The sequence below is a fragment of the Prochlorococcus marinus str. MIT 9312 genome, from assembly GCF_000012645.1.
Lineage (GTDB): Bacteria > Cyanobacteriota > Cyanobacteriia > PCC-6307 > Cyanobiaceae > Prochlorococcus_A > Prochlorococcus_A marinus_L.
Genome location: NC_007577.1, coordinates 591,331 through 615,780 on the forward strand (window position 1 = coordinate 591,331; position 24,450 = coordinate 615,780).

The 24,450-nt window shown below is 31.3% G+C and carries 25 protein-coding genes; 13 read left to right on the forward strand and 12 right to left on the reverse strand.

Translation table 11 applies throughout. The features are described 5' to 3' along the window. Positions 1 to 36: 36 nt before the first annotated feature. The 3 genes from PMT9312_RS03215 (at position 37) to PMT9312_RS03225 (ending at position 2,874) form a co-directional block, all read left to right on the forward strand. On the forward strand, positions 37 to 1,095 hold the full coding sequence (locus tag PMT9312_RS03215; RefSeq protein ID WP_011376183.1) for a chlorophyll a/b binding light-harvesting protein: 1,059 nt from the start codon (positions 37 to 39) through the stop codon (positions 1,093 to 1,095). 97 nt (positions 1,096 to 1,192) lie between these two features. Next, positions 1,193 to 2,578, forward strand: a complete 1,386-nt coding sequence (locus tag PMT9312_RS03220; RefSeq protein ID WP_011376184.1) for a sodium:solute symporter — start codon at positions 1,193 to 1,195, stop codon at positions 2,576 to 2,578. A gap of 38 nt (positions 2,579 to 2,616) precedes the next feature. Then, complete coding sequence (locus PMT9312_RS03225) at positions 2,617 to 2,874, forward strand: hypothetical protein (RefSeq protein WP_011376185.1); 258 nt, start codon at positions 2,617 to 2,619, stop codon at positions 2,872 to 2,874. On the opposite strand, the gene PMT9312_RS03230 is transcribed toward PMT9312_RS03225, so the two are convergent. Next, entirely contained in the window at positions 2,871 to 3,530 is a 660-nt protein-coding gene (locus PMT9312_RS03230; protein WP_011376186.1) for a glutathione S-transferase, read from the reverse strand. The genes PMT9312_RS03225 and PMT9312_RS03230 overlap by 4 nt on opposite strands. Before the next feature lie 73 nt (positions 3,531 to 3,603). On the opposite strand from PMT9312_RS03230, the gene PMT9312_RS03235 reads away from it, so the two are divergent. Then, positions 3,604 to 4,146, forward strand: coding sequence for a GIY-YIG nuclease family protein (locus PMT9312_RS03235; RefSeq protein ID WP_011376187.1), 543 nt, complete (start codon positions 3,604 to 3,606; stop codon positions 4,144 to 4,146). Here the strand turns inward: PMT9312_RS03235 and PMT9312_RS03240 are convergent. Next, positions 4,143 to 4,850: an SDR family NAD(P)-dependent oxidoreductase gene (locus PMT9312_RS03240; RefSeq protein WP_011376188.1), complete on the reverse strand. Its 708-nt coding sequence runs from the start codon at positions 4,848 to 4,850 to the stop codon at positions 4,143 to 4,145. The genes PMT9312_RS03235 and PMT9312_RS03240 overlap by 4 nt on opposite strands. Before the next feature lie 7 nt (positions 4,851 to 4,857). After that, positions 4,858 to 6,141, reverse strand: coding sequence for a lycopene beta cyclase (gene crtL, locus PMT9312_RS03245; RefSeq protein WP_011376189.1), 1,284 nt, complete (start codon positions 6,139 to 6,141; stop codon positions 4,858 to 4,860). A 224-nt stretch (positions 6,142 to 6,365) separates the two neighbouring features. On the opposite strand from crtL, the gene PMT9312_RS03250 reads away from it, so the two are divergent. Beyond that, the gene (locus PMT9312_RS03250) at positions 6,366 to 7,367 is read left to right on the forward strand and encodes an SDR family NAD(P)-dependent oxidoreductase (RefSeq protein ID WP_011376190.1); all 1,002 of its coding nucleotides are present in this window, start codon (positions 6,366 to 6,368) and stop codon (positions 7,365 to 7,367) included. Here PMT9312_RS03250 and PMT9312_RS03255 read toward each other — a convergent pair. Together PMT9312_RS03255 and PMT9312_RS03260 are read right to left on the reverse strand one after the other, a co-directional pair. Further along, entirely contained in the window at positions 7,338 to 8,369 is a 1,032-nt protein-coding gene (locus tag PMT9312_RS03255) for a mechanosensitive ion channel family protein (protein WP_011376191.1), read from the reverse strand. The genes PMT9312_RS03250 and PMT9312_RS03255 overlap by 30 nt on opposite strands. Before the next feature lie 78 nt (positions 8,370 to 8,447). Next, positions 8,448 to 9,014 (reverse strand): hydrolase, encoded by a 567-nt coding sequence (locus PMT9312_RS03260; protein WP_011376192.1) that lies wholly within the window; start codon positions 9,012 to 9,014, stop codon positions 8,448 to 8,450. Positions 9,015 to 9,135: 121 nt separating this feature from the next. Here PMT9312_RS03260 and PMT9312_RS03265 point away from each other — a divergent pair, with 121 nt between their 5' ends. Then, positions 9,136 to 9,588, forward strand: coding sequence for a Fur family transcriptional regulator (locus PMT9312_RS03265; protein WP_011376193.1), 453 nt, complete (start codon positions 9,136 to 9,138; stop codon positions 9,586 to 9,588). A 6-nt stretch (positions 9,589 to 9,594) separates the two neighbouring features. Here the strand turns inward: PMT9312_RS03265 and arsS are convergent, their stop codons facing one another. Next, positions 9,595 to 10,527, reverse strand: coding sequence for an arsenosugar biosynthesis radical SAM (seleno)protein ArsS (gene arsS, locus PMT9312_RS03270; protein ID WP_011376194.1), 933 nt, complete (start codon positions 10,525 to 10,527; stop codon positions 9,595 to 9,597). Positions 10,528 to 10,571: 44 nt separating this feature from the next. After that, positions 10,572 to 11,786, reverse strand: a complete 1,215-nt coding sequence (gene stpA / locus PMT9312_RS03275; protein ID WP_036924648.1) for a glucosylglycerol 3-phosphatase — start codon at positions 11,784 to 11,786, stop codon at positions 10,572 to 10,574. Between the two features lie 163 nt (positions 11,787 to 11,949). Here stpA and PMT9312_RS03280 point away from each other — a divergent pair, with 163 nt between their 5' ends. The 4 genes from PMT9312_RS03280 to PMT9312_RS03295 all read left to right on the forward strand — a co-directional run bounded on the left by PMT9312_RS03280 (position 11,950) and on the right by PMT9312_RS03295 (position 16,514). After that, positions 11,950 to 13,458 carry a hypothetical protein gene (locus PMT9312_RS03280; RefSeq protein WP_011376196.1) on the forward strand — a complete coding sequence of 503 codons (1,509 nt, stop codon included), beginning with the start codon at positions 11,950 to 11,952 and terminating at the stop codon, positions 13,456 to 13,458. Between the two features lie 92 nt (positions 13,459 to 13,550). Then, positions 13,551 to 14,210 carry a hypothetical protein gene (locus tag PMT9312_RS03285; RefSeq protein WP_011376197.1) on the forward strand — a complete coding sequence of 220 codons (660 nt, stop codon included), beginning with the start codon at positions 13,551 to 13,553 and terminating at the stop codon, positions 14,208 to 14,210. Between the two features lie 71 nt (positions 14,211 to 14,281). Continuing rightward, entirely contained in the window at positions 14,282 to 15,610 is a 1,329-nt protein-coding gene (locus tag PMT9312_RS03290) for an O-acetylhomoserine aminocarboxypropyltransferase/cysteine synthase family protein (RefSeq protein WP_011376198.1), read from the forward strand. Between the two features lie 13 nt (positions 15,611 to 15,623). Next, positions 15,624 to 16,514 carry a homoserine O-succinyltransferase gene (locus PMT9312_RS03295; protein WP_036924645.1) on the forward strand — a complete coding sequence of 297 codons (891 nt, stop codon included), beginning with the start codon at positions 15,624 to 15,626 and terminating at the stop codon, positions 16,512 to 16,514. A 5-nt stretch (positions 16,515 to 16,519) separates the two neighbouring features. Here PMT9312_RS03295 and PMT9312_RS03300 read toward each other — a convergent pair whose 3' ends face one another. After that, positions 16,520 to 18,085 (reverse strand): SulP family inorganic anion transporter, encoded by a 1,566-nt coding sequence (locus PMT9312_RS03300; protein WP_011376200.1) that lies wholly within the window; start codon positions 18,083 to 18,085, stop codon positions 16,520 to 16,522. 30 nt (positions 18,086 to 18,115) lie between these two features. Then, positions 18,116 to 19,393, reverse strand: a complete 1,278-nt coding sequence (locus tag PMT9312_RS03305; protein ID WP_011376201.1) for an FAD-binding protein — start codon at positions 19,391 to 19,393, stop codon at positions 18,116 to 18,118. Positions 19,394 to 19,434: 41 nt separating this feature from the next. On the opposite strand from PMT9312_RS03305, the gene PMT9312_RS03310 reads away from it, so the two are divergent. Together PMT9312_RS03310 and PMT9312_RS03315 are read left to right on the forward strand one after the other, a co-directional pair. Continuing rightward, a complete protein-coding gene (locus PMT9312_RS03310) occupies positions 19,435 to 20,574 on the forward strand; it encodes a sirohydrochlorin chelatase (protein ID WP_011376202.1) in 1,140 nt (379 codons plus the stop codon). A 350-nt stretch (positions 20,575 to 20,924) separates the two neighbouring features. After that, on the forward strand, positions 20,925 to 21,182 hold the full coding sequence (locus PMT9312_RS03315) for a DUF2811 domain-containing protein (protein ID WP_011376203.1): 258 nt from the start codon (positions 20,925 to 20,927) through the stop codon (positions 21,180 to 21,182). On the opposite strand, the gene PMT9312_RS03320 is transcribed toward PMT9312_RS03315, so the two are convergent. Further along, on the reverse strand, positions 21,169 to 22,809 hold the full coding sequence (locus PMT9312_RS03320) for a GMC oxidoreductase (protein ID WP_011376204.1): 1,641 nt from the start codon (positions 22,807 to 22,809) through the stop codon (positions 21,169 to 21,171). The genes PMT9312_RS03315 and PMT9312_RS03320 overlap by 14 nt on opposite strands. A gap of 106 nt (positions 22,810 to 22,915) precedes the next feature. Between PMT9312_RS03320 and PMT9312_RS03325 the strand changes: the two genes are divergently transcribed. Further along, on the forward strand, positions 22,916 to 23,389 hold the full coding sequence (locus tag PMT9312_RS03325) for a pentapeptide repeat-containing protein (RefSeq protein WP_011376205.1): 474 nt from the start codon (positions 22,916 to 22,918) through the stop codon (positions 23,387 to 23,389). Positions 23,390 to 23,391: 2 nt separating this feature from the next. Here PMT9312_RS03325 and PMT9312_RS03330 read toward each other — a convergent pair whose 3' ends face one another. Beyond that, a complete protein-coding gene (locus tag PMT9312_RS03330; RefSeq protein WP_011376206.1) occupies positions 23,392 to 23,784 on the reverse strand; it encodes a hypothetical protein in 393 nt (130 codons plus the stop codon). 2 nt (positions 23,785 to 23,786) lie between these two features. Further along, positions 23,787 to 24,284, reverse strand: a complete 498-nt coding sequence (locus PMT9312_RS03335) for a VHS domain-containing protein (RefSeq protein WP_011376207.1) — start codon at positions 24,282 to 24,284, stop codon at positions 23,787 to 23,789. Positions 24,285 to 24,450: the final 166 nt, after the last annotated feature.

A 24,450-nucleotide genomic window follows, 5' to 3' on the forward strand; every position in this document is an offset into this window, starting at 1 on the left:
AGTATTCTCGAAACGTTTAAGCTAATCAATTCCTAAATGCAAACCTATGGAAATCCAGATGTCACCTACGGATGGTGGGCTGGTAATTCAGGTGTAACGAATCGCACAGGAAAATTCATTGCTGCGCATATTGCGCATACTGGATTAATCGCTTTCTGGGCTGGTGCTTTCACCCTTTTTGAACTTTCACGATTTGACCCCTCTATCCCTATGGGTCATCAACCTCTTATCGCCCTTCCTCATTTAGCAGCCCTTGGAATAGGGTTTGACGCTAATGGGGTTGTGATGGGAGATACTAAACCTGTAGTAGTTATTGCTATCGTCCACTTGATTTTATCAATGGTATATGCCGGTGGCGGACTTTTACATTCAGTACTATTGCCAGGAGATTTACAAGAAGCTGACTTAGAAAAAGCAAGAAAATTCAGCCTTAGTTGGGATGATCCAGATAAATTGACATTTATACTTGGGCATCATTTAATTTTCTTTGGTGTTGCATGTATTTGGTTCGTAGAATGGGCTAAATGGCATGGTATCTATGATCCTGCTCTTGGTGCAGTTAGACAAGTTGAATATGATTTGAATTTGTCACATATATGGAATCATCAAGTTGATTTCTTAACTATAGATAGTCTTGAAGATGTTTTAGGTGGTCATGCTTTCTTAGCCTTTGTTGAAATCACTGGTGGTGCTTTCCATATTGCTACAAAGCAAGTTGGAGAATACACCAAATTCAAAGGTAAAGGACTTCTTTCCGCTGAGGCTGTGCTTTCATGGTCTCTAGCTGGTATTGGTTGGATGGCAATTATTGCTGCTTTCTGGAGCGCTACTAATACAACAGTTTATCCAACTGAATTCTTTGGTGAGCCACTTCAATTGAAATTTAGTATTTCTCCATATTGGATTGATACTGTTGATCTTCCACAAGGTGAGTACACAAACAGAGCATGGTTGGCAAATGTTCACTACTATTTTGGATTCTTCTTTATCCAAGGTCATCTATGGCATGCTTTAAGAGCTCTAGGCTTTGATTTCAAGAGAGTTACTAATGCTATTGGTAACATTGATAACGCCACAGTTACTCTTAAGGACTAAATATTATTATATTTAGCAACTAAATATAAAGGTCTCAATTTTATTGAGGCCTTTTTTATTTGAAAAAATTTGGTTATTAATTTAGATTTATAATTATATGTTTTTGAAGTCATTGAATATTTTTTCTATACAGTATAAAGATGTTTCTTCAAATTCTCTCTTAATAAGTTGTGTTGGAATTTTAATTATATTTTTTTTCTTAATTTTTGGGAGGAGATTTAAGCTTGCAGTTCAACTTGAGAGGTTTGGATTGCCAATTGCAGTTATATCAGGAATTTTAGGTATATCTGTAGGTCCATTCGGAGCGATTCACTTTCTGCCAAAAGAAACAATCAATGTTTGGAGTAATTTTCCTACTCCTCTTTTATCATTGGTCTTCGCAACTTTAATGATGGGCAGACCCATCCCAAATGTAAATGGTTTGGTTAAACCAATATTTAATCAGTTTTTGCTTGCTCTTTCTCTAGGTTTCGGACAATTTTTCGTTGGTGGTCTAGTTGTTAAATATTTTTTGCCTCCAACTATGGATACTAATCCTCTAATGGGATGTTTGATTGAGGTTGGTTTTGAAGGAGGTCATGGAGCTGCATCTATCATCGGTGAGAGTTTTAACAGACTAGGTTTCCCAGATGGTTTAGATCTTGGTCTGGCTATGGCAACAATGGGTCTTTTATCATCTTCAATATTGGGCAGCATATTTATTTTTCTTGGGAGAACTTTAGGTCTTTCAGATACTGAGGAAATTCTTGAAAAAAAAGATAATCTAAACGTTAATACTAAAATAGGAATGTTTGCGGATCTAAGAATTTTGATAATAAATCTTGGATTCTCCGGTCTGGCAATTTCTTTTGGTGTTTTGTTACTTAAATCTTTAAGATATATCTCAAGTTCTTTTGGAGACTTTTCTAAAGAAATTATCTTTTCACTCCCAGTATTCCCATTTATTCTTATAGGCTCACTCGTTATTAGATATATCTTAGAAAAAACTAAGAATACAGAATTTATTTCAAATATTTTGCAAAGAGAGATTGGTATTTTATCTACAGATCTATTGATTTTTACAGCCATGGCAAGTTTAGATATTGCTGTTGTTTTTGAAAATTGGATAATAATTATAGTTTTTACTATCTTCGGGTTATTTTGGAATTTGATTTGTATTGCTTATTTTGCATACTTTATATTTGACGATTACTGGTTTGAAAAAAGTTTGATAGAGTTTGGCAATTCTACAGGTGTAGTAGCTTCTGGATTACTTCTTTTAAGGCTTGCAGATCCCAAAAATATATCTAGGACTTTACCAATTTTTACATCAAAACAGCTATTCGCACAGTTAATTCTATCAGGGGGATTATTTACAGTTCTGGCACCATTAATGATTTCTAAAATCGGAATAGATTATTGGACAGAAATTTGTGGTGTAACTACATTCGTAATTCTTCTTATCGCATTGATTTTTAATAAAGGAGAGATGAAAAAAATCTAATAATATACTTAGAATGGGTTTAGTTTAATTTTATTTTAATGTCATTTACTCCCTACGATATTCCACCTCAAGAAAATAAAGGGAAGTGGTTCAGGAGTCATTTACTTGGTAGGGAAATCGAACTTGGTGAATTGTATAGCCTTGCCTCAAATGATTTGGATTTGCTTATGGCCGAGACTGCAGAAATAAGAAGCGACCTTGATTTTAAGGAAAAGAATATTGGTAAATTTAGGACTGCAGGATATTTTTTGGAGTTAGCAAGGATAATTGAGAAAAGGAAGTTGTTAGAAAGCTAATTAGAAGGGAAATAATTTGTTCTGGAATTTGGTTCCCATAATGCGTACTTATACATTATGGATTTAAATTTTCTATCGTTTTCAAAGGAATCTAACCAAGTTTTTATTGGGAGCTCTAAATAATTTGTTCTTTTTTGACTTTCACAAGCGATTTTAAATTGTCTTACAAAAGGCCAAATACACCAATCAGCTATTGTGGGGGCATCTCCAAAAAAATATTTGTTTTCTGCGAGAAGTTGGTTCCATCTCTTAATAAATTCAATTGCTTTTGTGAAATGAAATTCTTCATTACTATGCTGATATCTTGTGGCATATTTAAATCTATCCAAATGATATTTGAATTCGTTATCATTTTCATTAATTATTTCAAAAATATCTTCCCTTTTATTATCAGGAAAATAGATAGCTTTAATGTTTGCTTTTTTTGACTCTGACATTGCCCATAGGATGATTCCAAGGCTTTCTTCAATAACGTCACCATTTTTTTTTATTAGTATTGGAACAGTTTTTGTCTTTGATTTATTTAGAAAATCGAGAGGTTTGTTCTTTAAATCAATTTCTCTTATTTCAACTGTGATTTTGCAAATCAATAGGGCCCATCTAACACGAATTGCGTATGGACATCTTCGAAATGAATATAAAATATCGTTTGTCATTTTGTATAAACTTTTATTTGCTAAATTCTTTTAGTATTATTTAAATAAGAATATATTTAATTTTACAACGCAAATGTCGGGATATGTTTACCTCATAAGATTCGGAGATCTTTATAGAATTGGGAAGACGGATAATCTTGACAAGAAAATTAAGAAATTAAAACCAGATGAATTATTAACATCAATTATGACAAAGGAGCCAGAAACTCTTGAAGCAAGGTTACTAAGAAAATATAAGTCGCAAAGAATTCCTGAAACTGGTTATTTAAAGCTTTCTAAAACACAGATTAGAGAATGTAAAAAACAATTTGAATTAAAGGGAAGCTTACCTCACACTTTAGATGCTGAAGTTTCCATTACTCTATTTGCTTCTTTTTTATTATTTTCATTAAGTGACTTGATTTTTAATTATTTAAATTTTGGATTTTTAAAATCCATATCTTATGCATTTGGAGTGGCATCTTTACCAATGGTTGTGTTATTTATTACGGGTAGTTTTGGGGGATATTTTTCTGAAGACTTATCTCTTTTTTCTTTAATAACTAATCGAATAAAAGGCTTATTTATTGCAATTGCAATGTTAACAATGGCTTACTTAATTTTTAATTTAGGCTAAATTTCATAATTACAATTTAAGGCAATTTCAAATGGAACTGATTGTGTCGGCAGCTTCAGAATAGTTGAGCATATCTCAGCAATATCCTGAGGTTGGGTCATGCTTGATTTGTCTAGTGAAGAGATGTTTTGAGCCATTTCTGTATTAACCCAACTTGGACAAATCGCTGAAATTCTAATATTTTTATCCCAACCTTTATTTTTCATTGTCTGGCATAATCCCATCAAAGCAAATTTCGAAGAAGAATAAGCGGCCAAATCCCCTTTGGATCTTTTCCCACTCATTGAAACTAAAACAATTATTCTACCTCTATCTGAAGCGCATAAATGTTCCCAAGAAAGCCTACATAAATTCCAAATTGCTAAAAAGTTAATATTTAGTGTATTTAAAATTTCTTCTTCATCGCCATCTTTAAATAAGAAAGGAACTTTTGATAATACTCCAGAGCAATTTATTACTGAATCGAACCCCCCAAATTCATCTAAGGTATTATTTATCCAATTTGAGGCTGAATTTTTTTTTAATGCATCATATTCGTTAATTAAAATTTTCCCTTTTGGCCATTTATTTGGATCAATGACACTTCCTTTTAATGATTCTAAATTTCTAATACCAACACTAATTCTGTTGCCTGTTTTTAATTCTTTATGTGCAATATTTAGTCCAATACCTCTATTAGCTCCACTTATTAGTATGGTTCTCATTTAGAAATCATATGTTTGGAAATATTATCCTAAGCAACATTTTAAACTCTCTACCATGCATAATCATAAGACCTTTCTTTACACTCCATGGGGCCTTTATAAACATTATGCACATCGCGTATACAATCTCTCTTAAGGATAAAGTATCAGTTAGAAAACCATACCATTGATTTTTGGGTAGTTGGAAAAAACTGCCAAAAAATTCTCTAAGTAGTTTTTCATCAAACCTCATGAGTTTTTCCAAACCAAACTGGTAAAGTGATTTCTTTCTAATTAATTCTTTTGACCATAAAGTTTCCCAACCCCTTCTAGCAATATGATAGGTACTAAGATTTTTGTTTTTAATTGCTTCTGATATTGCTTTTGCAACAAGTGGAGCTCTTCTTAAAAGATTACCAATTAAGTATCCAGATGCAGGATGAACCATTGAAGCAGCTCCACCATAACCAAGTATTTGTTGTTTGAAATCTGGTATTGGCATATTCATCGGTAGAAACAAACCAAGTTCTTCGTGTTGCATACTTGTAATAGATATATTTCGATAAGATAGCCTTTTCTCTAATCTTTCTTTTAAATTTTCCATTGTTAAAGGATTTACTAAACCAAGAGATGTCTCTTCAAGAAAATATTTCCCGTTTCCCATGTCCATTGCATAAAGAAAAGTGGGTGGTTCTTTTTTTTGCTCTTCATTAAGATGGTCATTTCTATAATCCATTAATACAAACTGACCCTTTTTAAGCGGGGGTTTACTAAAATTGCCTACTATCCCGTAACAAGTTTGGACTGCTAAAGGGCCACATGATTTTAATTTAAGAAAAACAGGATCATATCCTGTCGCATCTACTACTAATCTTGCAGAGTAAGTCTTGCCATCATTTGTTGTGACAGTACTTTTATATTTTTCAAAATGGATTTTATCAGCATAGCCTTGATGCCATTTAATAAAAGATTTATTGCATTCATTAAGCCAAAAATTATGGAGTTTCTTCTTATCAAATAGTCCGTAATCTAATGAATGTTCAGTAGCTTTATTCTCATCGTGCTGCTCTTCTAAAGCGCCATGCCCAAAAAAACTTACAGTATTCTTCCATCTATATTCTAGTAAATCCTGAAGCCCAAGTTGATCAACCTCTTCTCCCCAAATACCATAAGTATTTGGCCAAGGTTCATCTGGTCCATTAGGAGAAAGGACTTCTACATTTAATTCCTCTTTGCCTAAAGCTGATGCAATTGCCATGCCCGCAGGTCCTGCACCCAAAACAAGAACATCTGGTAAGCTTTGTTTTGACATTAAATATAAATCTTCTTATTAAAGGAATTTGTGAAACAAAATATAATTTCTGCTACTGGTTTTTTATTATTCATTCAATACTTGTAATGAGAGTAGACTCATATTAATAAAAATACTCAAATACTAGTGACTAAGTTTTCAGGGTTTTAACAATAATTTATAAGATTACAAAATAAAAAAAACTTAAAAACTTTTTTTATTATATAAATATATATCAATTTTAAATGATTGAAAATAAAAATATTTTAATTACTGGAGGCAATTCAGGAATAGGTTTCTTTGCCATTGTAAATTTACTAAAGACTAAAAATAATTTATACATTTTAATAAAATCTGAATTTAGAAAGAATGATTTTTTAATAAGAATTGAGAAATATTTTGAAAAAAATTACCTTAGTAAATATTTAAATATTATTGAAAATTGTGACCTTTCTGATTTAGAAAATATTAAAAAAATTAAAGATTATCTAATTAGTAAAAATATCTTTTTAGATGTAGTTATCTTAAATGCAGGTTTGCAATATACTGGTTCGTTTTATCCTAAAGTATCAAAACAAGGCATAGAACTTACTTTTGCAGTTAATCATCTTGCACATTTTTATTTGATAAATATCATAAAAGATTTTGTTAGCAATAAAGAAGAATCCAGAATAATTATTACATCATCAGATGTTCACGACCCCAAAAGCTCAGGTGGAAATATAGGAAAGAAAGCAGGACTTAATAATTTAGTTGATTTTAGAAAAAAAGTTGCTGGACGATTTTTAAATTTTAATGCTGATGAATCTTATAAAAATAGTAAGTTATGTAATATTTTGTTTGCAAAAGAACTTGCAAAAAAATTTAAAATATCTTCGAGTAAGATTTCTGTAATTACTTGGGCCCCTGGACTTGTAATTCCAGATGATGATTCAGGTTTCTTTAGATATAGCAAATGTTTTAATCTCTTTGGATATTTTATCTTTTCTAAAGTTGCAAAAAATATTTTAGGAATTTCTGAAAGTGTAGAAAATGCTGGAAAGATTCTTTCTGAGATTGTTTTTGACTCAAGTTTTAATAATATTGCATACATACATTTAAGTAATAAACTTATATCTTTTAAAAAACATAAATTAGTTGCAGGTAAGGTTAGTGATGAAGCAAATAGTTCTGAGTTGGCTTCAAAACTCTGGATTTTCAGTGAAGAGATTTGCAGATCATTTGGCTTTGTTGCTTTCAATATTTAAGGTTTGTGTTGGGAATGCAAACTCTATATTATTAGCTGCGAATTCCTCAATTATTTTTAAATTTATAGATTGTTGAGCTTCCATTGCAGCAAGATAATTATTTGTTGGTATGTAATAAACAAGTTCGAAATTCAGACTGAAGTCGCCAAAATCTGTGAAATGACATCTATCAAAAGATGCATCTTTTGTCTCTTCAACTATTTTTTGAATTATTGTTGGGATCAATTTCATCATTTTTGGAGAGGTTTCATAAACTACTCCTAATTTATGAACTAACCTTCTTTTTTTCATCTGTGCGTAATTTGAAATTATTCCATTTGTTAGGGCACTGTTGCTCATTACTATTACTTCTCCATTAATACTTCTTATCCTTGAGGATCTTACTCCTACCCTCTCAACCATTCCCAGGACTCCATCAGACTTTATAAACTCACCTTTTTGAAAAGGTTTATCAAGCAAAATAGTTATATATTCAAAAAACTCTTGAACTGGATCTTTTAACGCTAACCCTGCTCCAATTCCACCTGCACTTAGTAAGGCCCAAATAGCAGTCATTTGAACTCCTATATTTTGCAAGAAAAATATTGAACCAATAGTCCATGTTAATGCTTTTATTAAAGGAGTTAGTGAAGATACCATTGAACTGATTGAGGAATTATTAATTTTTGATGTTGATTCAGTTAAGGATCTAATTAATACTTTGTTGAGAGCTTTTATGATTATTATCAATATGAATAATTTCTGAATATTTAATAAGACAGAGATAAAAGTTATTTCATCTGCAAAAAAAAAGTCAATTGAAAAATAAAATGAGAGGAGGAAACCTATAGGTTTTATAATTCCAGCTATCACTTCAAAAATAAAATCATCGAAATTTGTTTTTGTCCTTTTGGAGATCTTTTTTAAAAAAATCTTTGATAATTTAGAAATTATTATCGATAATAAAATTCCTATAAAAAATATAGATATTGCTAAAAGAAAATTTTCAGTAGCTAATTTCATATTTAATTAAAACCTAAAAATATTGCTCTAATTAAAGTTTAAATTATCTCTAAAAAACAAACCAGTCTAAATTGTTTTTTAACTCAATATTATATCTCTAATTTCTTTGAATTCTTTTCTATTAGCAGTCTTGCATAATTCAAAGATTATTGATTCAGTAGTTGTTAAGACTGCCCCCTTTTGAGTCATTCTTTGTAAGGCTATTTCATGATCTATACAATTTCGACTGCCCATAGCATCAGAAATAAGAACTACTTCAAATCCTTTTTGTAAAAAATCTAAGACTGTTTGCTGAATGCAAATATGTGTTTCGATACCACAAACTATCAAATTTGTAATTTTCTTATTTTCAATTTCTTGTAAAAATTCTTGTATGTTTGCTAGGCTAAAATCCATTTTATCAATTTTTTTAAATCGTACTTTGGGTAATAATTCAGGGATCGTCACACCCAATTTGAGTGGGTTCTGTTCAGATACAAATATGTTTTCTTCTAAAATTTGGTAAGCATTTATAAGCTTTTTGATGTTTTTGATTATTGAATTCTTATTAAAAATTGGTCTTATTATTTTTCCCTGAATATCAATAATTAGCAACGCGTTTACTTTCGATGATAATTTATCATAAGAGATTTCTTGATCATTCATAATTTACATATAAAAGATACATTTAACATAATATTTTGAAGAACTTTAGTAAACATTTTAAATCAAAAAGTTGTTTTACTCTCATCTAGAGTTATTATTGAGAATAGCCATGAGTTAATAATTGTCATTATCCTCGCAATACAATGTCATTACATCTCCTCTCGGCGATGGTTTACATAAAGAGGGGAAGAGGTTAACTCCTCAGAGGCTAAAGGTTCTTAATTTATTTGAAAATATTGGCTCTGGAAAGCATCTTAGTGCTGAAGAGGTTCATGAAAAGTTAGTTAAAACAAGCTCCAAAGTTTCACTAGCAACAATTTATAGAACTTTAAGACTTTTAGTACAAATGGGTTTGCTTCATGAATTAGAACTCAGTGAGGGTGGACACAGATATGAATTGCTTAGTAATGACACACCGGATCATCATCATTTGATTTGTATTAGGTGTGGAAGAACAGAAGAATTCGAAAATGACGAAGTTTTAGAAGCAGGCAAAGATGCAGCAAAAGTTAATGGTTTTAAACTAATTGAATCATCTTTAAATGTAAGAGCTATTTGTCCTAATTGTATTTAGTGGGTTTTAACTTAAAGTCCCTCCACAACTTGACCCTGCACCTGCAGTGCAAGCAAAACAATGTTCTTTTACAGCTACCCGGTAGTCAAAAGTAAATGATTCATCCAATAGATCAAAAAGTGTCTTTGGTCCTTTATTCTCTCGGAAATTTATCTGTTGGTTAAAGTCACAATCATAAATTTCTCCTAGCCAATTTACGCTAATTGTCTTTTTACACATAAGATTTTCTAAATTTTTTTCATTAAAATTTTCTTTTAGTAGTTTGTAATAAGTATTTAGTTTCCCTTCCCTTCTAAGATATTCTTCATATCTATTTATTGGCATATTAGTTATTGTGTATAAATTATTAAAAACGATATTGTATTTTTCGAATAGTATGTTTTTATAATCCTTCTCCAATATTTGCTGAGAAGGAGGAAGAATTGGGCTTACAGGATTGTAAACAAGATTTAATTGTAATCCATTTTCTTTCTTTCCATAGCCTAAATCATTAAGAATTCTTATGGCATTAATACTTTTTTCAAAAACCCCATAACCTCTTTGAAAATCAACATTATTTTTTTCATAACACGGTAGTGAAGCCGTAACTATGACTTTATTCTTTGCAAGAAATTGAGGAAGATCTTCATAACCTTCTTCAAAGAAAATTGTCAAATTGCACCTATCAATAATATCAACTTTTTTTGTGCTCAAACTGGTTATTAGGTTTTTAAATTCTGGGTGGAGTTCTGGCGCACCACCTGTAATATCTAAAGTCTTGATTTTGTATTTTTCAATTATCTTTGGGATAAGAGATATCATTTCATTAGACATCTTTTCAGTCCTTAGGGGACTCGAATTGACATGACAATGCTTACAAGCCTGATTGCATTTATAACCTATGTTAATTTGCAATGTTTCTATAGGTTTTTTATATATTGAGGGAAATTTTTCTTTCATTGATCTATTATTTATAAATTGTCATTCGAAAATTAAAAAGTTAACTATTTCTTAAAGTTTGATCTCTTACTAGCAAGTTCAATAAACCAACTTATGTATTCTTTGGGACCATTTTTAAAAACTATGTCAAACTTTAAGTTGTCATAAACATCACTGATCCCTGTTAAACCAGTTTTTTTTGTAGAGGGTCTTTCAACTTCACCAGAACTACTATCTACAAAAATTATTTTATTATTAATTCCAAATTCATTACCTAATATTTGTATAAATTCTAGAAAAGACCTGTCACTTCCTCCTCTTAAATAATTTTTCTTACCATTATTATTTTTTGAGGTTACTGTGTCACCAACTCCTACAATCAAAGGCATATCTTCTTTTTGAATAGTTCTTTTGCATAAATCAATTTTTCCCTGAATAGAATTTGGAGAGTTTCTAAAATTAAAATTACTTCCAAAAGGAGCTTTGCCAGTTTTATCCTCAATAAATTTATTTAAAAGAAATAAAACTCCAGAATCTTTAACTGCTCCTTTAATAAGTAATTGTATGTCTGTTGATCCAATATCATCTTTAGAAGAAAGTTTAATTGTTTCTCTACCATTTTTATTACCTAAATTTGGAGAAATATGAAGGAAAAATGAGTCTTTGAGACCTTCAGATTCAGCTTTTAAGATGATTTCATTCATCATTTTTTCAAAACTAATTTGAATAAGCTTTCTTTTATCAGAATCTTTGTGAACTAATTCAAATAGACTATTGAAATTAATCGTTGGAGAGAAGCGTGTTTCACATATTGATTTTACTGCGTGAAAATTGATATCTTCTTGGCTAAGTTCAGGAAAAATATTGTTAACTATGAAATTAAATTTTGGTCTAATTAAACTAGGTACTTTTGATAAAAAATTTAGTTCTTTTTCTGAGACTCCTTCAAAGCTTATTTCACCATTGTTGTCTTGATACTCTACTCCACAAGCCGCTAAACCTCTTAAATATAGCTCTTTATTTTTAGGTTCAGTAGTGCTCCCTAAACTCCTTTCTATTATTCTGTTAACTCCTCTTGGACCTTCATGTTCACCGCAAGTTAATACAAAGAATTCCTTGGCAAATTCTTTTACTGCATAAATATATTTTGATTCTAACTCTCTAGTCATTGGATCTTTAACTAGAGGGATGCAAACTCCGTCAATGTCTTGAATAAATAAGATATTTTTTGAAGAAATTAATTGTTTTTGTAACTTTAAATTACTTGCCATATATTCCATATTTATCATTATTTCTCTTTTTATTAAATTTCTTTTTAAGAAATTATAAATTAAAAAATTCAATATTTACAATAAATAATTTGCTATGGTCAAAAATTGCTTTAATGTAGAAAAATGTTGTTAAGGGTAAGAAATTAAAAAAAATTATCAAGAATTTCCAAAAATGAAGAATAATTTCATAGAAAACATAAATGATGAAAAATATTTTTATTCATTGATTGAAGATATAGAGAACAGCAAAGTTGGATTCTACAGTGTTGGTTTATATCCTGCATCATTAGCATACAACTGTGCTATGCATGGAAAATCAAATAATATTCTCCTAGCTCCTAGGGAAGATAGAGATTTGTTAGGAGCTTTCTCAAATGATGTTCTTTCTGATATGGATAATGAGATTATTGATAAGATTAAGAGAATGGGACATTATTCTTCAGAGGGGAAAAGAAAGTCTTTTGATCTAAAAGATCTTCTCTTGGAATGTAAGATAGTTATTCTTTCTTCAAACAGTAATCACATAAAAGATGATGTTAAATATGCTTTAGAACTCAGAAAAACTTTAAAAAGAGAAAATGTGGTTCTTGGTTGTCTCGTCGGTTCTTTTTGCGTTGACAATAAAAGTAAAAACCCTTTTATTCTCTGTAATAAATATCCAAATTTAGCTTTTTTTACAGGATTTCATCGTCATGGAGCTTTACGAAATCCTAATGATAGTTTTACTGCAAATTTCTGCCATCCTGATGCTCTAACTGCTTTAATAGGAGCTCGCATTTTGAATCAATTGTCCCCGAAAATTCAAGTTTCTCCTGGTGTTCATAATATTGAATGTCAATACATAAAATCAATAAAAAACATCTCATCCATATTTGCAGGTTTTGTAAATAACTTTCATTCCGATAAGCCAGGAATGCTACCTAGCATTAATACGATTTTGTTAACTCAATGCTTAGATCAGGCAGCATCAGTATCATTACAAGTTAGAAAAGAAAATAAATTAGAAAATAAATATCTTTCATTAAAAGAACTTGGTTATGGTGAAGAAATAATTAGTGCAAAGGAAATAATTAATGATAAATTTTGTGAAAAAGGAGATTATACTTTTTCTCAATTAAATGCTGTTAAGGCTGATGTCTTAGGGAGTATGACTCTACCAACTGAAGGAAAACCAACAAGGAATTTTCAAGCAGGACAAGTTTTATCAGATATGCTTTTGCAACTCAATAGATGTCCAAAAGACGTCTCAGAATTTGTAAATTGGTGCAATAAATACTCTCTCAGTCAAGGAGGTTTAGAAGGTCTAAAATCTTTAAAATTTTGGCCAGACATTTATAAAGAATTCAAAATCAAAAATAATAATTGTTCAATGATTAATCTTATTTATTTATGCTTTAATGCTAATTCAGAAGAAAAAAAAGAAATTTATAAGGTTTTAATTAGTTCAGAAGAGATCACTAATTTTTGCCAAGAATCTGTGAAATCTGAATTATCTTTAGAATTAAATGAAAAATTAAAAGGAGATTATCTTTTTAATGATATTGAAAAACTTTACAAAAAATTGTTTATTAACAAAGAGAAAAATGATATTAAAAAAAATGAACATAATAATCAAATTCCTAAAAAATATCCAAGCTATATCAATGTATTGAAAATTATCAATAATTATTTTAATAATTGATTATTTATTTAATTTACTAAAAAGTTAAGTTCTTCATTTATTTACTAATCTTGATTGCGGGGTTAGACTTATTATGGTTTTAAAAGGTTTTTTTGAAAAAGGAATTATCACATCGTTCTCATGAACTGAAAGCTCTTGGTTGGAATCAAGAAGATTTAACAAGATACGAAGATTTATGGGACTACAGTCAAAGATGGGGATTAATAAATTTAGAAAGAGAAGACAGACAGTTTTTAAAGAAAGCAGAAAAGTTACTCCCAAAGATCCAAAATAAAAAGATATCAGTTAAAAAAACTATTGAAGAAAAATCATATTATTTATGGTTAAATTTTTACCTCGATGAAATTAATATTTTTAGTAATTCTAATCTTCCAAAAAATAAACATGGTGTTTGGACACTCTTAATTGAAGAGGAAATTAAACTTCTTAAGGAATTACAACCAGTTATGGGTCTTCCAGATACTTTAAAAGCCAAAAATCTATTTAAGAATAGAAAGGATCTCATAAATAAGGCTTTTAGCCAATTTGACGCTAAAAACAACGATAAGGGTTTCAATTTTGATGATGCTCTAAACAAATCTGAAAAAGATGTTGGTAAGAATTGGAAATCAATTACTGAAAAAGATCCTGAAGCTAATAAAACTTTTCCAATAATAGATTCTGCAAATATTGACAAACTCAGATCTGCGATAAAAGATGATTTGAGTTTATATATGAAAGATAATTACCCTTCATTAAAAAAGGATTTATAAATATTTATCTTTTTTTTGTTTTTTTTTTGGACTTTTTTAAGTTAAATAGATAATAGGATTATTTAAAAATTTTGAGCAACCAAAAGTTCGAGACTCTTCAGTTACATGCAGGTCAAGTGCCTGATCCAACCACAAATTCTAGAGCAGTACCCATTTATCAAACTAGTTCCTATGTCTTTGATAATGCCGAGCATGGTGCGAATCTTTTTGGATTAAAAGAATTTGGAAATATTTACACTCGACTTATGAACCCCACCACAGATGTCTTCGAAAAAAGGATGGCTGCTTTGGAGGGAGGTATGGCAGCACTTGCAACATCCTCAGGTCAGGCCGCTCAATTCTTGGCAATCGTGAACTGCATGACAGCAGGGGATAATTTTGTCTCTACTTCTTTTCTATATGGTGGGACCTATAATCAATTTAAAGTACAATTTCCAAGATTAGGAATAGAAGTTAAATTTGCTGATGGCGATAGTATCGATAGTTTTAGAAATAAAATTGATGATAAAACCAAGGCAATATATGTCGAATCAATGGGAAATCCTAGATTCAATATCCCAGATTTTGAGGGACTGTCTGCTTTGGCGAAGGAAAATGGAATTCCTTTAATAGTGGATAATACCCTTGGTGCTGGTGGTGCTTTAATAAGACCAATTGATTTTGGAGCCGATGTTGTTGTGGAAAGTGCAACAAAATGGATCGGTGGACATGGCACAAGTATCGGAGGGGTTATTGTTGATGCAGGAACCTTTGATTGGGGAAATGGTAAATTCCCACTAATGAGTGAGCCAAGCGCTGCTTATCATGGGCTTGTTCATTGGGATGCTTTTGGTTTCGGTAGTGATATCTGCAAATCTTTGGGAGTACCTGATAATAGAAATATAGCTTTTGCGTTAAGAGCAAGACTTGAATGCCTGAGAGACTGGGGATCAGCTCAAAGTCCTTTTAATTCGTTCTTGTTATTGCAGGGTTTGGAAACTCTAAGTTTAAGAATAGAAAGACAAACTTCTAATGCTCTTGAATTAGCAAAATGGTTGGATTCTAATTCTAATGTAAGTAGTGTTAATTACCCTGGCCTAGAATCTGATCCGTATTACTCAAGTGCCAAAAAATATACTACTGGAAGGGGAATGGGTTGCATGCTTATGTTTTCTCTTAATGGGGGTTATGAAAATGCAGTAAAATTTATTGATTCCTTAAAATTAGCGAGCCACCTTGCTAACGTGGGTGATTCAAAAACATTAGTAATTCATCCGGCTTCAACAACTCATCAGCAATTATCTGAAGAAGAACAATTATCTGCAGGTGTTACTCCTACGATGGTAAGAGTTTCTGTAGGAATTGAGCATATTGATGATATCAAAGCAGATTTCGAACAAGCACTTTCACAAATCACATAGGAAAGGAGATTTATTGGCTTTAATAATTCCTAGTAACTATCACAAGATTAGTGATGTTGAGAAAAATCATATATCTTGGATCGAACCAGAATTGGCAAAAAGACAGGATATACGTCCTCTTAGGATTGGTATTTTAAATATCATGCCTCTTGGCAAGCAGTATGAATTTAACTTACTACATCCACTGGGTTTATCTCCTCTTCAAATTGAGCCAGTTTGGATAAAGCTTACAACTCACTCTTATAAAACATGGGATCTTAATCATCTAAATAATCTATACATTACTTGGGAAGAGGCCAATAACATAGAACCGTTAGATGGAATCATTATTACAGGAGCACCTATTGAGCACTTAGCCTTTGAGGAGGTTAAGTATTGGGATGAATTTGTGAAAATTGTAAATGAAGCGAGAAATTCTTGTGCGAGTACTCTTGGATTATGTTGGGCTGGCTTTGCGCTAGCTTATTTGGCAGGGGTAGATAAGAAAGTTTTTGATAGGAAATTATTTGGAGTATTCCCTTTAAAAAGTCTTGTTCCTGGACACCCTTTGATGGGTACGCAAGATGATGAATTTATTTGTCCTCAAAGTAGATTTGCGGGATTACCAGATTTGGAAATGGAGAAGGCCCAAAAAGAAGGGAAATTGAATTTGTTGGCTTATGGAGAAAACGTCGGATATACAATATTTGAATCTAATGATCAAAAACAACTTATGCATTTAGGTCATCCTGAATATACAGTGCATAGAATTATTAGTGAAATTGAAAGAGATAAAAAAAAAGGAGATGTTCCTCCTCCTGAAAATTTTGATCCAAATAGTTCAAAAACCGCTTGGAGATCTCATAGGAATTTGCTTTTTCAGCAATGGCTTTGGTTTTGTTATCAACAAGTTAGCCTTAATTAACTTTTTTAATGAGCGCTTTCTAAACCACCTAGTCTTTCAAATAAGTTAAGACTTTCTTTATTTAATCCTAGAATTTCAACTTTAGAACCACCATTCTGGAATTTTCTAATAATTTGTTCAAGAGCGACAACGCCACTTTGATCCCAAATATGAGCTAAAGACATATCAATTACAATATTTTCTGGATGTTCATGGATATCAAATCCTTGTAAAAAATAGATTTTACTTACAAAAAATAATTGTCCTTTTACTTTGTAGGTAGTCAAATTATTTTCTTTCGCTCTTGAAACAGTTATAACTTTTGCCACTTTTCTGCTAAAAAGAATTGCAGCTAATGCAACTCCTGCAATAACTCCAAGAGCAAGATTATGAGGTTTTGTAAGCATAGTAACTGCAAAAGTCATAAGCATGACTGCAGTATCGCTTTTAGGTATCTTACTAATATTTTTTAATCCATTTATATCTGCCGTACTTATTGCGATCGTTATCATAATTGCCACTAAAGCCGCCATTGGTATTGCTCCAATCCAAGACTTCAAGAGGATGATCATAATTAGGAGTGATATACCTGAGGAGAGGGTTGATAATCTAGATTTACCACCATTCTCAGTATTCATTACAGATTGACCAACTAAGGCACATCCAGCCATTCCACCAAATAAAGATGCCACAATATTTGCGATTCCCTGTCCTCTTGCTTCTTTATTTTTATTAGAACTTGTATCAGTTACATCGTCTAAAATGTCTTGAGTTAAAAAGGTTTCCATTAAACCCACGAGAGATATTGCAAGTGCGGTCGGTAAAATTATCCCTAATGTTTCAAGACTAAAAGGTACTTTTCCATTTTCTATTGATCCAAAAGGAAGAGAAATACTTGGTAATCCATCAGGTAATTTACCCAAATCGCTAACTGTTGGGACATCTAGATTAAAGAATATGCTTATAAGAGTTATTACTACTATTGCGATAAGTTGAGATGGGATTACTTTTGTGATTTTTGGAAGCCCATAGATAATTACTAATCCTAGGATTACAAGGATCCAAACTACTGGAATCTGGGAGTTAACTGGATATTGACTTAAAGTTTGTTCAACTAATTCTTTTGATTCTTTAATACCAATTCCTAACTGAGGTAGTTGTGCTTGAAATATTAAAAGTGCCAGTGCATTTACAAATCCACTTAATACTCCTGTTGGCACGAAACGCATTTGGTAGGCAAGTCTTAAATATCCCCAAAGAATTTGGAAAATTCCAGTTAATATTCCAGCTGCAATAAGATATGGGACTCCTAATCCAGGGGCTTGTGACTCTCCATAGGCAACAAGTCCAGTCATCAAAAGAGCTGTTGAACCAGTGGCAGAAGTGATCATACCCCTTCTTCCTCCAACAATCGCAATTGTTATAGATAAGCAAAATGCACCAAAAAGGCCAACTTTAGGATCTACACCAGCTATACCTGAAAAAGCAATTGCTTCTGGGATCATTGCAAATGCAACAACTAAGCCAGAGAGAATATTTGACTTTGGATCATCTAACCAATTTTTAGATAAATATCTTGAGAAATTTGACATTTTGATTTTCTTTATAATTATGAAGTTACCTCATAAAGGAGGCAAAATACCTTGTGGGTCAAAAATATTCTTTAAAGTTTTTAATTCATTCATTCTATTCCCAAAGGCTAATTTAATTTCTTCCTCATGAGAATCCAAATGATTATGCAATTGGGCTAAGTGAACATTTGGATAAAACATTTTTAGCTTGCTCCAAGATTTATAAATCCATTCCAAAGCAATTTCTTTTTCTTGAAGATCATTTTTTTTCCATGATGCATATATCCATGGTTTCCAAGTGCTTTTTCTATGAACAAAAAAGCTTGAGCCATGATTTAAATTTTTAGTTTTGCAACCTAATTGTTGAGAAGCAACATAACAGGAATTATTAGGTTTATTATCCATTATTTCATCCAAACATTTTATGAAAATTGGGATATCATTTTTTAAATCTTCTCCAAGAAGACTAATTACCTCAGAATGGTTATTTGCATTCAGCTCATACAAATTCAATTCCTTTGGGAAGAAATTTATTTTGTTAAAGTTCTCATAAAATTTTTTTTCTAGAGTAGGAAATTTCTCTAGAAGCATTAGGAATTCTTCTGTTATTTTATCCTCTAAATTATTTTTGAGTTCAGCAAAAATATATATGTAAATTTTTTTGGCATAAATCCATTGAAGACTAATATTTTCTGGAAATTCCTCTGATATTTTTATTATTTCTGAAAGTTCATTTAGATTTAAAAATCCTTCAATAATTTTAATTGGATTAGATTGGAAAGTCTTAAGTTCTATTTCGGTAATAATTGAGAAGAAGGGTGCTGCGCCTTTAATTGCTTCCCAAATCAATTGTTCTTCTGGATTTATTTGATTTTTTTTTAAAGAGATAAATGTGCCATTACCCAAGAAACCTTTTATTGATTCAATATTATCAATGGCTAAGCCGTAGGTTCTACTTAGCGGGCTTACTCCACCAGTAAGTATATAGCCTGCTCCAGGAAGTTTAGAAAGTCCGATTGGAAAACTTCGATTATGTTTTTGTAAATGATTTACTAGATCCCCCATTATTACTCCCCCTCCAATTGTTACTAAATTGGTTTTTCTATCTAGGTGAATTTTGCAGTGATTTTTTCTTAGATCAAGAGTAGTAAAACCATTTTTTGCACAGCTAGAGGTTGTACCTCCACTACATACGCAAAGGTGCTCGAATTTTTCCCTAGAATAGTTATCCTCATTAAATAAGGAATTATCCACGTCATAAATTAATTTCTTTAATTTTGCATCTTTTGAGTTAATGTTAGGAACTTCAAGCAAGTTATTATTTTTCACTACATGATATTGTTCTTTACTATTATGTTATAAGTAATAATTTGAATTTGGATAATTTAGATTCGAAGTTAAATAATCAAGTCGCGATACTTATTTGTGGACACGGGAGTAGAAATAAACTAGCCATTACTGAATTTCAAGAATTAACTAAGTTCATCCAAAAAAGATATCCAAACTTTTTAGTTGAATATGGTTTCTTGGAATTCGCTAAACCTTCACTTGTTGATGCTTTAGACAAGTTAAAAGATCTTTCTATAAAGAAAGTAATTGCAATACCTGCAATGCTTTTCGCCGCTGGCCATGTAAAAAATGATATACCTAGCCTGCTTATGAATTATTCAAGTAAAACAGGTATTGAAATAATTTATGGAAGAGAATTAGGTATTAATAATTTAATGATTAGCGCAGCTTGTGAAAGAGTAAAAGATGTATTTAAACAAAATAATAATCTCAAACCCGAAGAATCATTATTAGTTGTTGTTGGTAGAGGTTCTTCTGACCCAGATGCGAATTCCAATGTATCAAAAATTACGAGAATGATAGTAGAGGGTATTGGTTTAGGGTGGGGGGAAACAGTTTTTTCTGGAGTAACTTTCCCTCTTGTCGAACCTGGCTTGAAAAATGTTGTGAGACTTGGTTATAAAAATATAATTATTTTCCCTTATTTCCTTTTCTCAGGTGTCCTTGTCACAAGAATAAAAAGGCAAAGTGATTTAGTTGCGATTAATAATCCAAATATTTCATTTATACATGCAAAATATCTTTCGTCACAGTCTCATGTGGTCGACACTTTTGTAGAAAGGATTGAAGAGATTCTTAATAACGAGGGTAATAATTTTATGAATTGCTCAACTTGTAAATATAGATCAAATTTATTTGGCTTTGAAAAAGAAGTTGGAATGGTACAAGAAAGTCATCATGACCATGTAGAGGGATTGGGGATCAGCTGTGATTTATGTGATCCTGAATGTAATGGTGCTTGTGAAATACAACATCAAATCCCAACTCATAATCAAGAAAAATCAAACCTTGGAGAAGGTGATTACTTAGAACATGAACATAATCACCACCATCATCATCACCATAGTATTTATCCAAATTCAAAACACCCTTTAGGTCCTGTCACGCTTAGCTTGCCTAATGAAGATCAAATCTTAAGAAAATCCATTGAAAATAACTGAATCATCTGTCTCTTTCTCGACTAAGTCTTAATAGACTCAGTATATATAAGTATTCTTAATATAAAATCAAGAAAGTATTTTGAGCTGGATTTTCCACAACTTACAGCTCGTTTTCCACGTCCAAATCCACATTGGATTAGAAATGCCAGTATCTTTAATAAAAAACAGGACTTCAACATTATTGTTGACTTTTTTTTTTGCCCTTATCAATTTCCTTATTTAAAAAGTATATTTTTAAAAATTTAATTTATAACATGAGTCTCATATGATAATTTAAAAAGTTATCTGGTAAATTTTTTTTGACATTTAGAAAAAAAAACATAATTATGGTTGTGTAGAAAAATAAGTTTATGGATCAAACCAGCCAAGCAAATTTATCCGACGTGAATAACAAGGAATGTTCTTCAAATAAAGTCTCTTTAGAAACAGAGCTTTCAGAAACTCTCTATAACACTATGAAAGATTTCGTATTAAGTAATCCAACTTGGGATCAATATAAACTTATAAATTCAGCATTAGCTACTTTTCTGGTTCAAAACGGATGTACGGATAATTCTGTTTCAGAGATTTATTTAAATCAACTATTTACTCCTTCTAAATCTTTTTAATATTTAGGCAGGCTCTCCTACACAAAGCCATCATTGTAAGTGTGGGGCTTTGCCAAGATGAAGTTGGCCAGCACGCTCCATCTAGCACAAGTACATTCTTGCATCTCCATATTCTATTAAATTTATCAACTACGCTATTTTCTTCATTAGTTCCCATTGGTGCGCCTCCTACTTCATGTATGTAATATCCTGGGGGAGGCGGACTATCTGAAAGTGCGATCAAGTTTTTTGTAAGTAAACTACCTAATGGGATATTAATTAGTTCATCAATATTTTTTATTTCTCCATTTGCAGCTTCTATTGATTTTAGTATTGTCTTTTCCATATGTTTTGCCATATTTAACTCATTTTTGCTCCATTCGAATTCAATGTAGGGAATTGGGATACCCCATTCATCTGTTTTTCTTGATAGAGAAACTGAGTTCTTCTCTCTAGGAAGGACTTCACCATGGGCAATAAGAAAGCCAATGGATGTCTTTGTGTCTTTTTGCAAAAATTTAGGTATCCCTAATCTATCAATTGCCCCCCAGATTCCATAACCTCTATTGAAATTTATTTCGTCAATTTTGGGTAAATTTGAACCAAATGGAATAAAGAAGCTGCCTGCTCCAGAAAGATCAGGAGGATTATCTAATGGTTTTCCTGATATTTTTGTTTTTGGGACTGAAAAAAATCTACAGATAGATATATGGTCCATGAGGTATTTACCTAATTTCCCAGAATCATCTTTAAAACCTGAGGAATTTGATTTATATTCTGAGTTCAGTAGTATTCGGAGAGTTGAAATTGTTGATGCGCAAAGAAGGATTAAATCACAATTTAATTCTTTTTTGCATCCATTTTCTAGGTTTACGATCGTTATTTTTGATGCAAGCTCTGTTATCTTGTTAATCTCAAAAGACTCCACTAGGTGATTTGAGATTATTTGTACATTCCCAGTATCTAAAGCTTTTTTTAAAGTGCTTCCTAAACTGGAGGACTTGGGCCATTTTTTATCTTTTACTGATGAATTACGGTCAAATCCTCTTGATTGGATAAATGGATAGTTTAATTTTGATTTAACTTTGCTGCCAAAAACATTTTCGTTTTCTGTAAGAGGGATTTCACTAATATATTTACCGTTTGGGACTTCCTTAATATCATCTTTTCGTCCATAGATGCCGCAGAAACTTTCAATGAAATCATAGTGAGGGGATAGTTCATCGTATGAAATAGGCCAGTTTGGTCCGAATCCGTCTTTTTTAGCTGGATGAAAATCTTCTGAGGAAAGTCTTAATGTTATGCCTCCCCACGTTAATGATCTCCCCCCATATTGTTTACCTTGAGTCCAAAGAAAGGGCTTTTTTTTTGGGAAGTCATAAGGATGCTTCAATTCATTTGAATATAAATCAGGATTATTTTTCCAATAGCCAGGATGTTGGCATTGATTGGCATGTTTTTTTGTTAAAACTCCTGAAAATCTTTTAAATGTACTTTTTGGCTCATGATTACTAGCTTCATGCCTTTTGACTTGAGGCCCTGCTTCTATTATTAAAACTTTTATCCCCTGTTCTGCCAATGTAAGTGCTGCTATTCCTCCTGTAGCTCCAGAACCAACAACAATTGCATCATAAGGACTTATATCCAAAACCTAGTTCGTAATTTGTTATTTCAATAAATATAGCATTCAGTAAATAATTAATTTTTAGATTTCAGCTTAAGAAGTTAGAATTTTTGAAATACTACTCAAAAAAATGAGATTTATCATTTTAACTGTTTTAATAATTGTTTTAACCCTCCCTTTTAGAAGCTTCGCTGCGTTGGATTATGGTAAACAATCCTTGGTAGGAGCTGATTTTTCTGGATCTGATTTAAAAGGAGCAACTTTCTATTTGACTGATTTACAAGACGCAAATTTATCAGGTTGTGAGCTCCAAAATGCGACTCTTTATGGAGCAAAATTGAAAGATACTAATTTAAGTAACTCCAATTTAAGAGAAGTAACTTTAGACTCAGCTGTTTTAGATGGAACAGATTTATCAAATACTAACTTGGAGGATTCTTTTGCTTATAGTACACAGTTTGAAAATGTAAAAATCCAAGGCGCAGACTTCACAAATGTTTTTTTGCCAAAAGATATTGTTAGGAAATTTTGTGAAAGTGCCTCTGGCACTAATCCAATCACAAATAGAGATACCAGAGAAACTTTAGAGTGCGACTACATTTAAATTTATGCGCATACAAGTTCTTTTTTAATTTTTCTTTGTTTATAAAGTGATCTTCCAACAGGCCAACCTAAAGTAGATAAATGTCTCATTAAAGAACCTGAGTATTTGAAATAAAGATTGTCTGAATATTTGATACCAATTTCTTTTAGAGTGGTTATTAACAAAAATAGATCTTTCTTATTGCCTTTTTTTATATCCAATAATATTAATGACTCACTTGATAATTTTTTTTCTAGAACCTTATCATTTTCAGCAAAACCAACTTTAAGTGAATTAAATTCATCAGAATAAAGAGTATAAATTATTCCGTCTTTGAATTTATCTTTTGAAGTACCTACATTAAACCTTGATGGTATTAATGTTTTGTATCCTTTTATGATTCTTCTGTTATTCATAATTATTTGATTTCATTCTGAGCTATTTCGTATTTCTCCAATAGATTGTTTACTTCTGCTAGTGCAATCCTCTTTTGACAGGCCGAGTCATATCTATTTACTGCTACTGAAGGTATAGAACCTTTGCTTTTCATTTCCCTTATACCAGTTTCTAAACACTGAAAAGCAACACTTGATAGATCTCTACCTTCTGCTGCAGCCCAAACTTTCAAAAGATAAGTAAGATTAGATGGTACTGAGATCTGTAATTTGTTCGAATTTGAAGTATTTAATGCAATATCATCGAGACTAATTTCTTTAGAAGAAATAGTTTCTTTAACCTTTTTCTTCAAAATTTTTACTTGGCTTATAGCGTCCTCTTTATTCTTGATTTTTTGTTCTATTTCAAATAACTCTTCTTCAGAATTCATTAAAGCTTCTAATGCCCATTTAGCATCATCTTTCGCAATGGCGGTTCTATCAAGCCATTCATCTCTTATTTTTGACCAATTACTAGGCATAAGCTTTATGCGATAACTCTATAATACTCAAATCTAAATAGATTGTCTACTTAATCTGTTTAGATTTAATTTAGATTGCATAGAGGTTTGAATTTCGTATATTTTTAGTTTCTTAATTGGGATCTGACATCTTAGAAATAATGTTATTTAACACTTAAAACTTTAG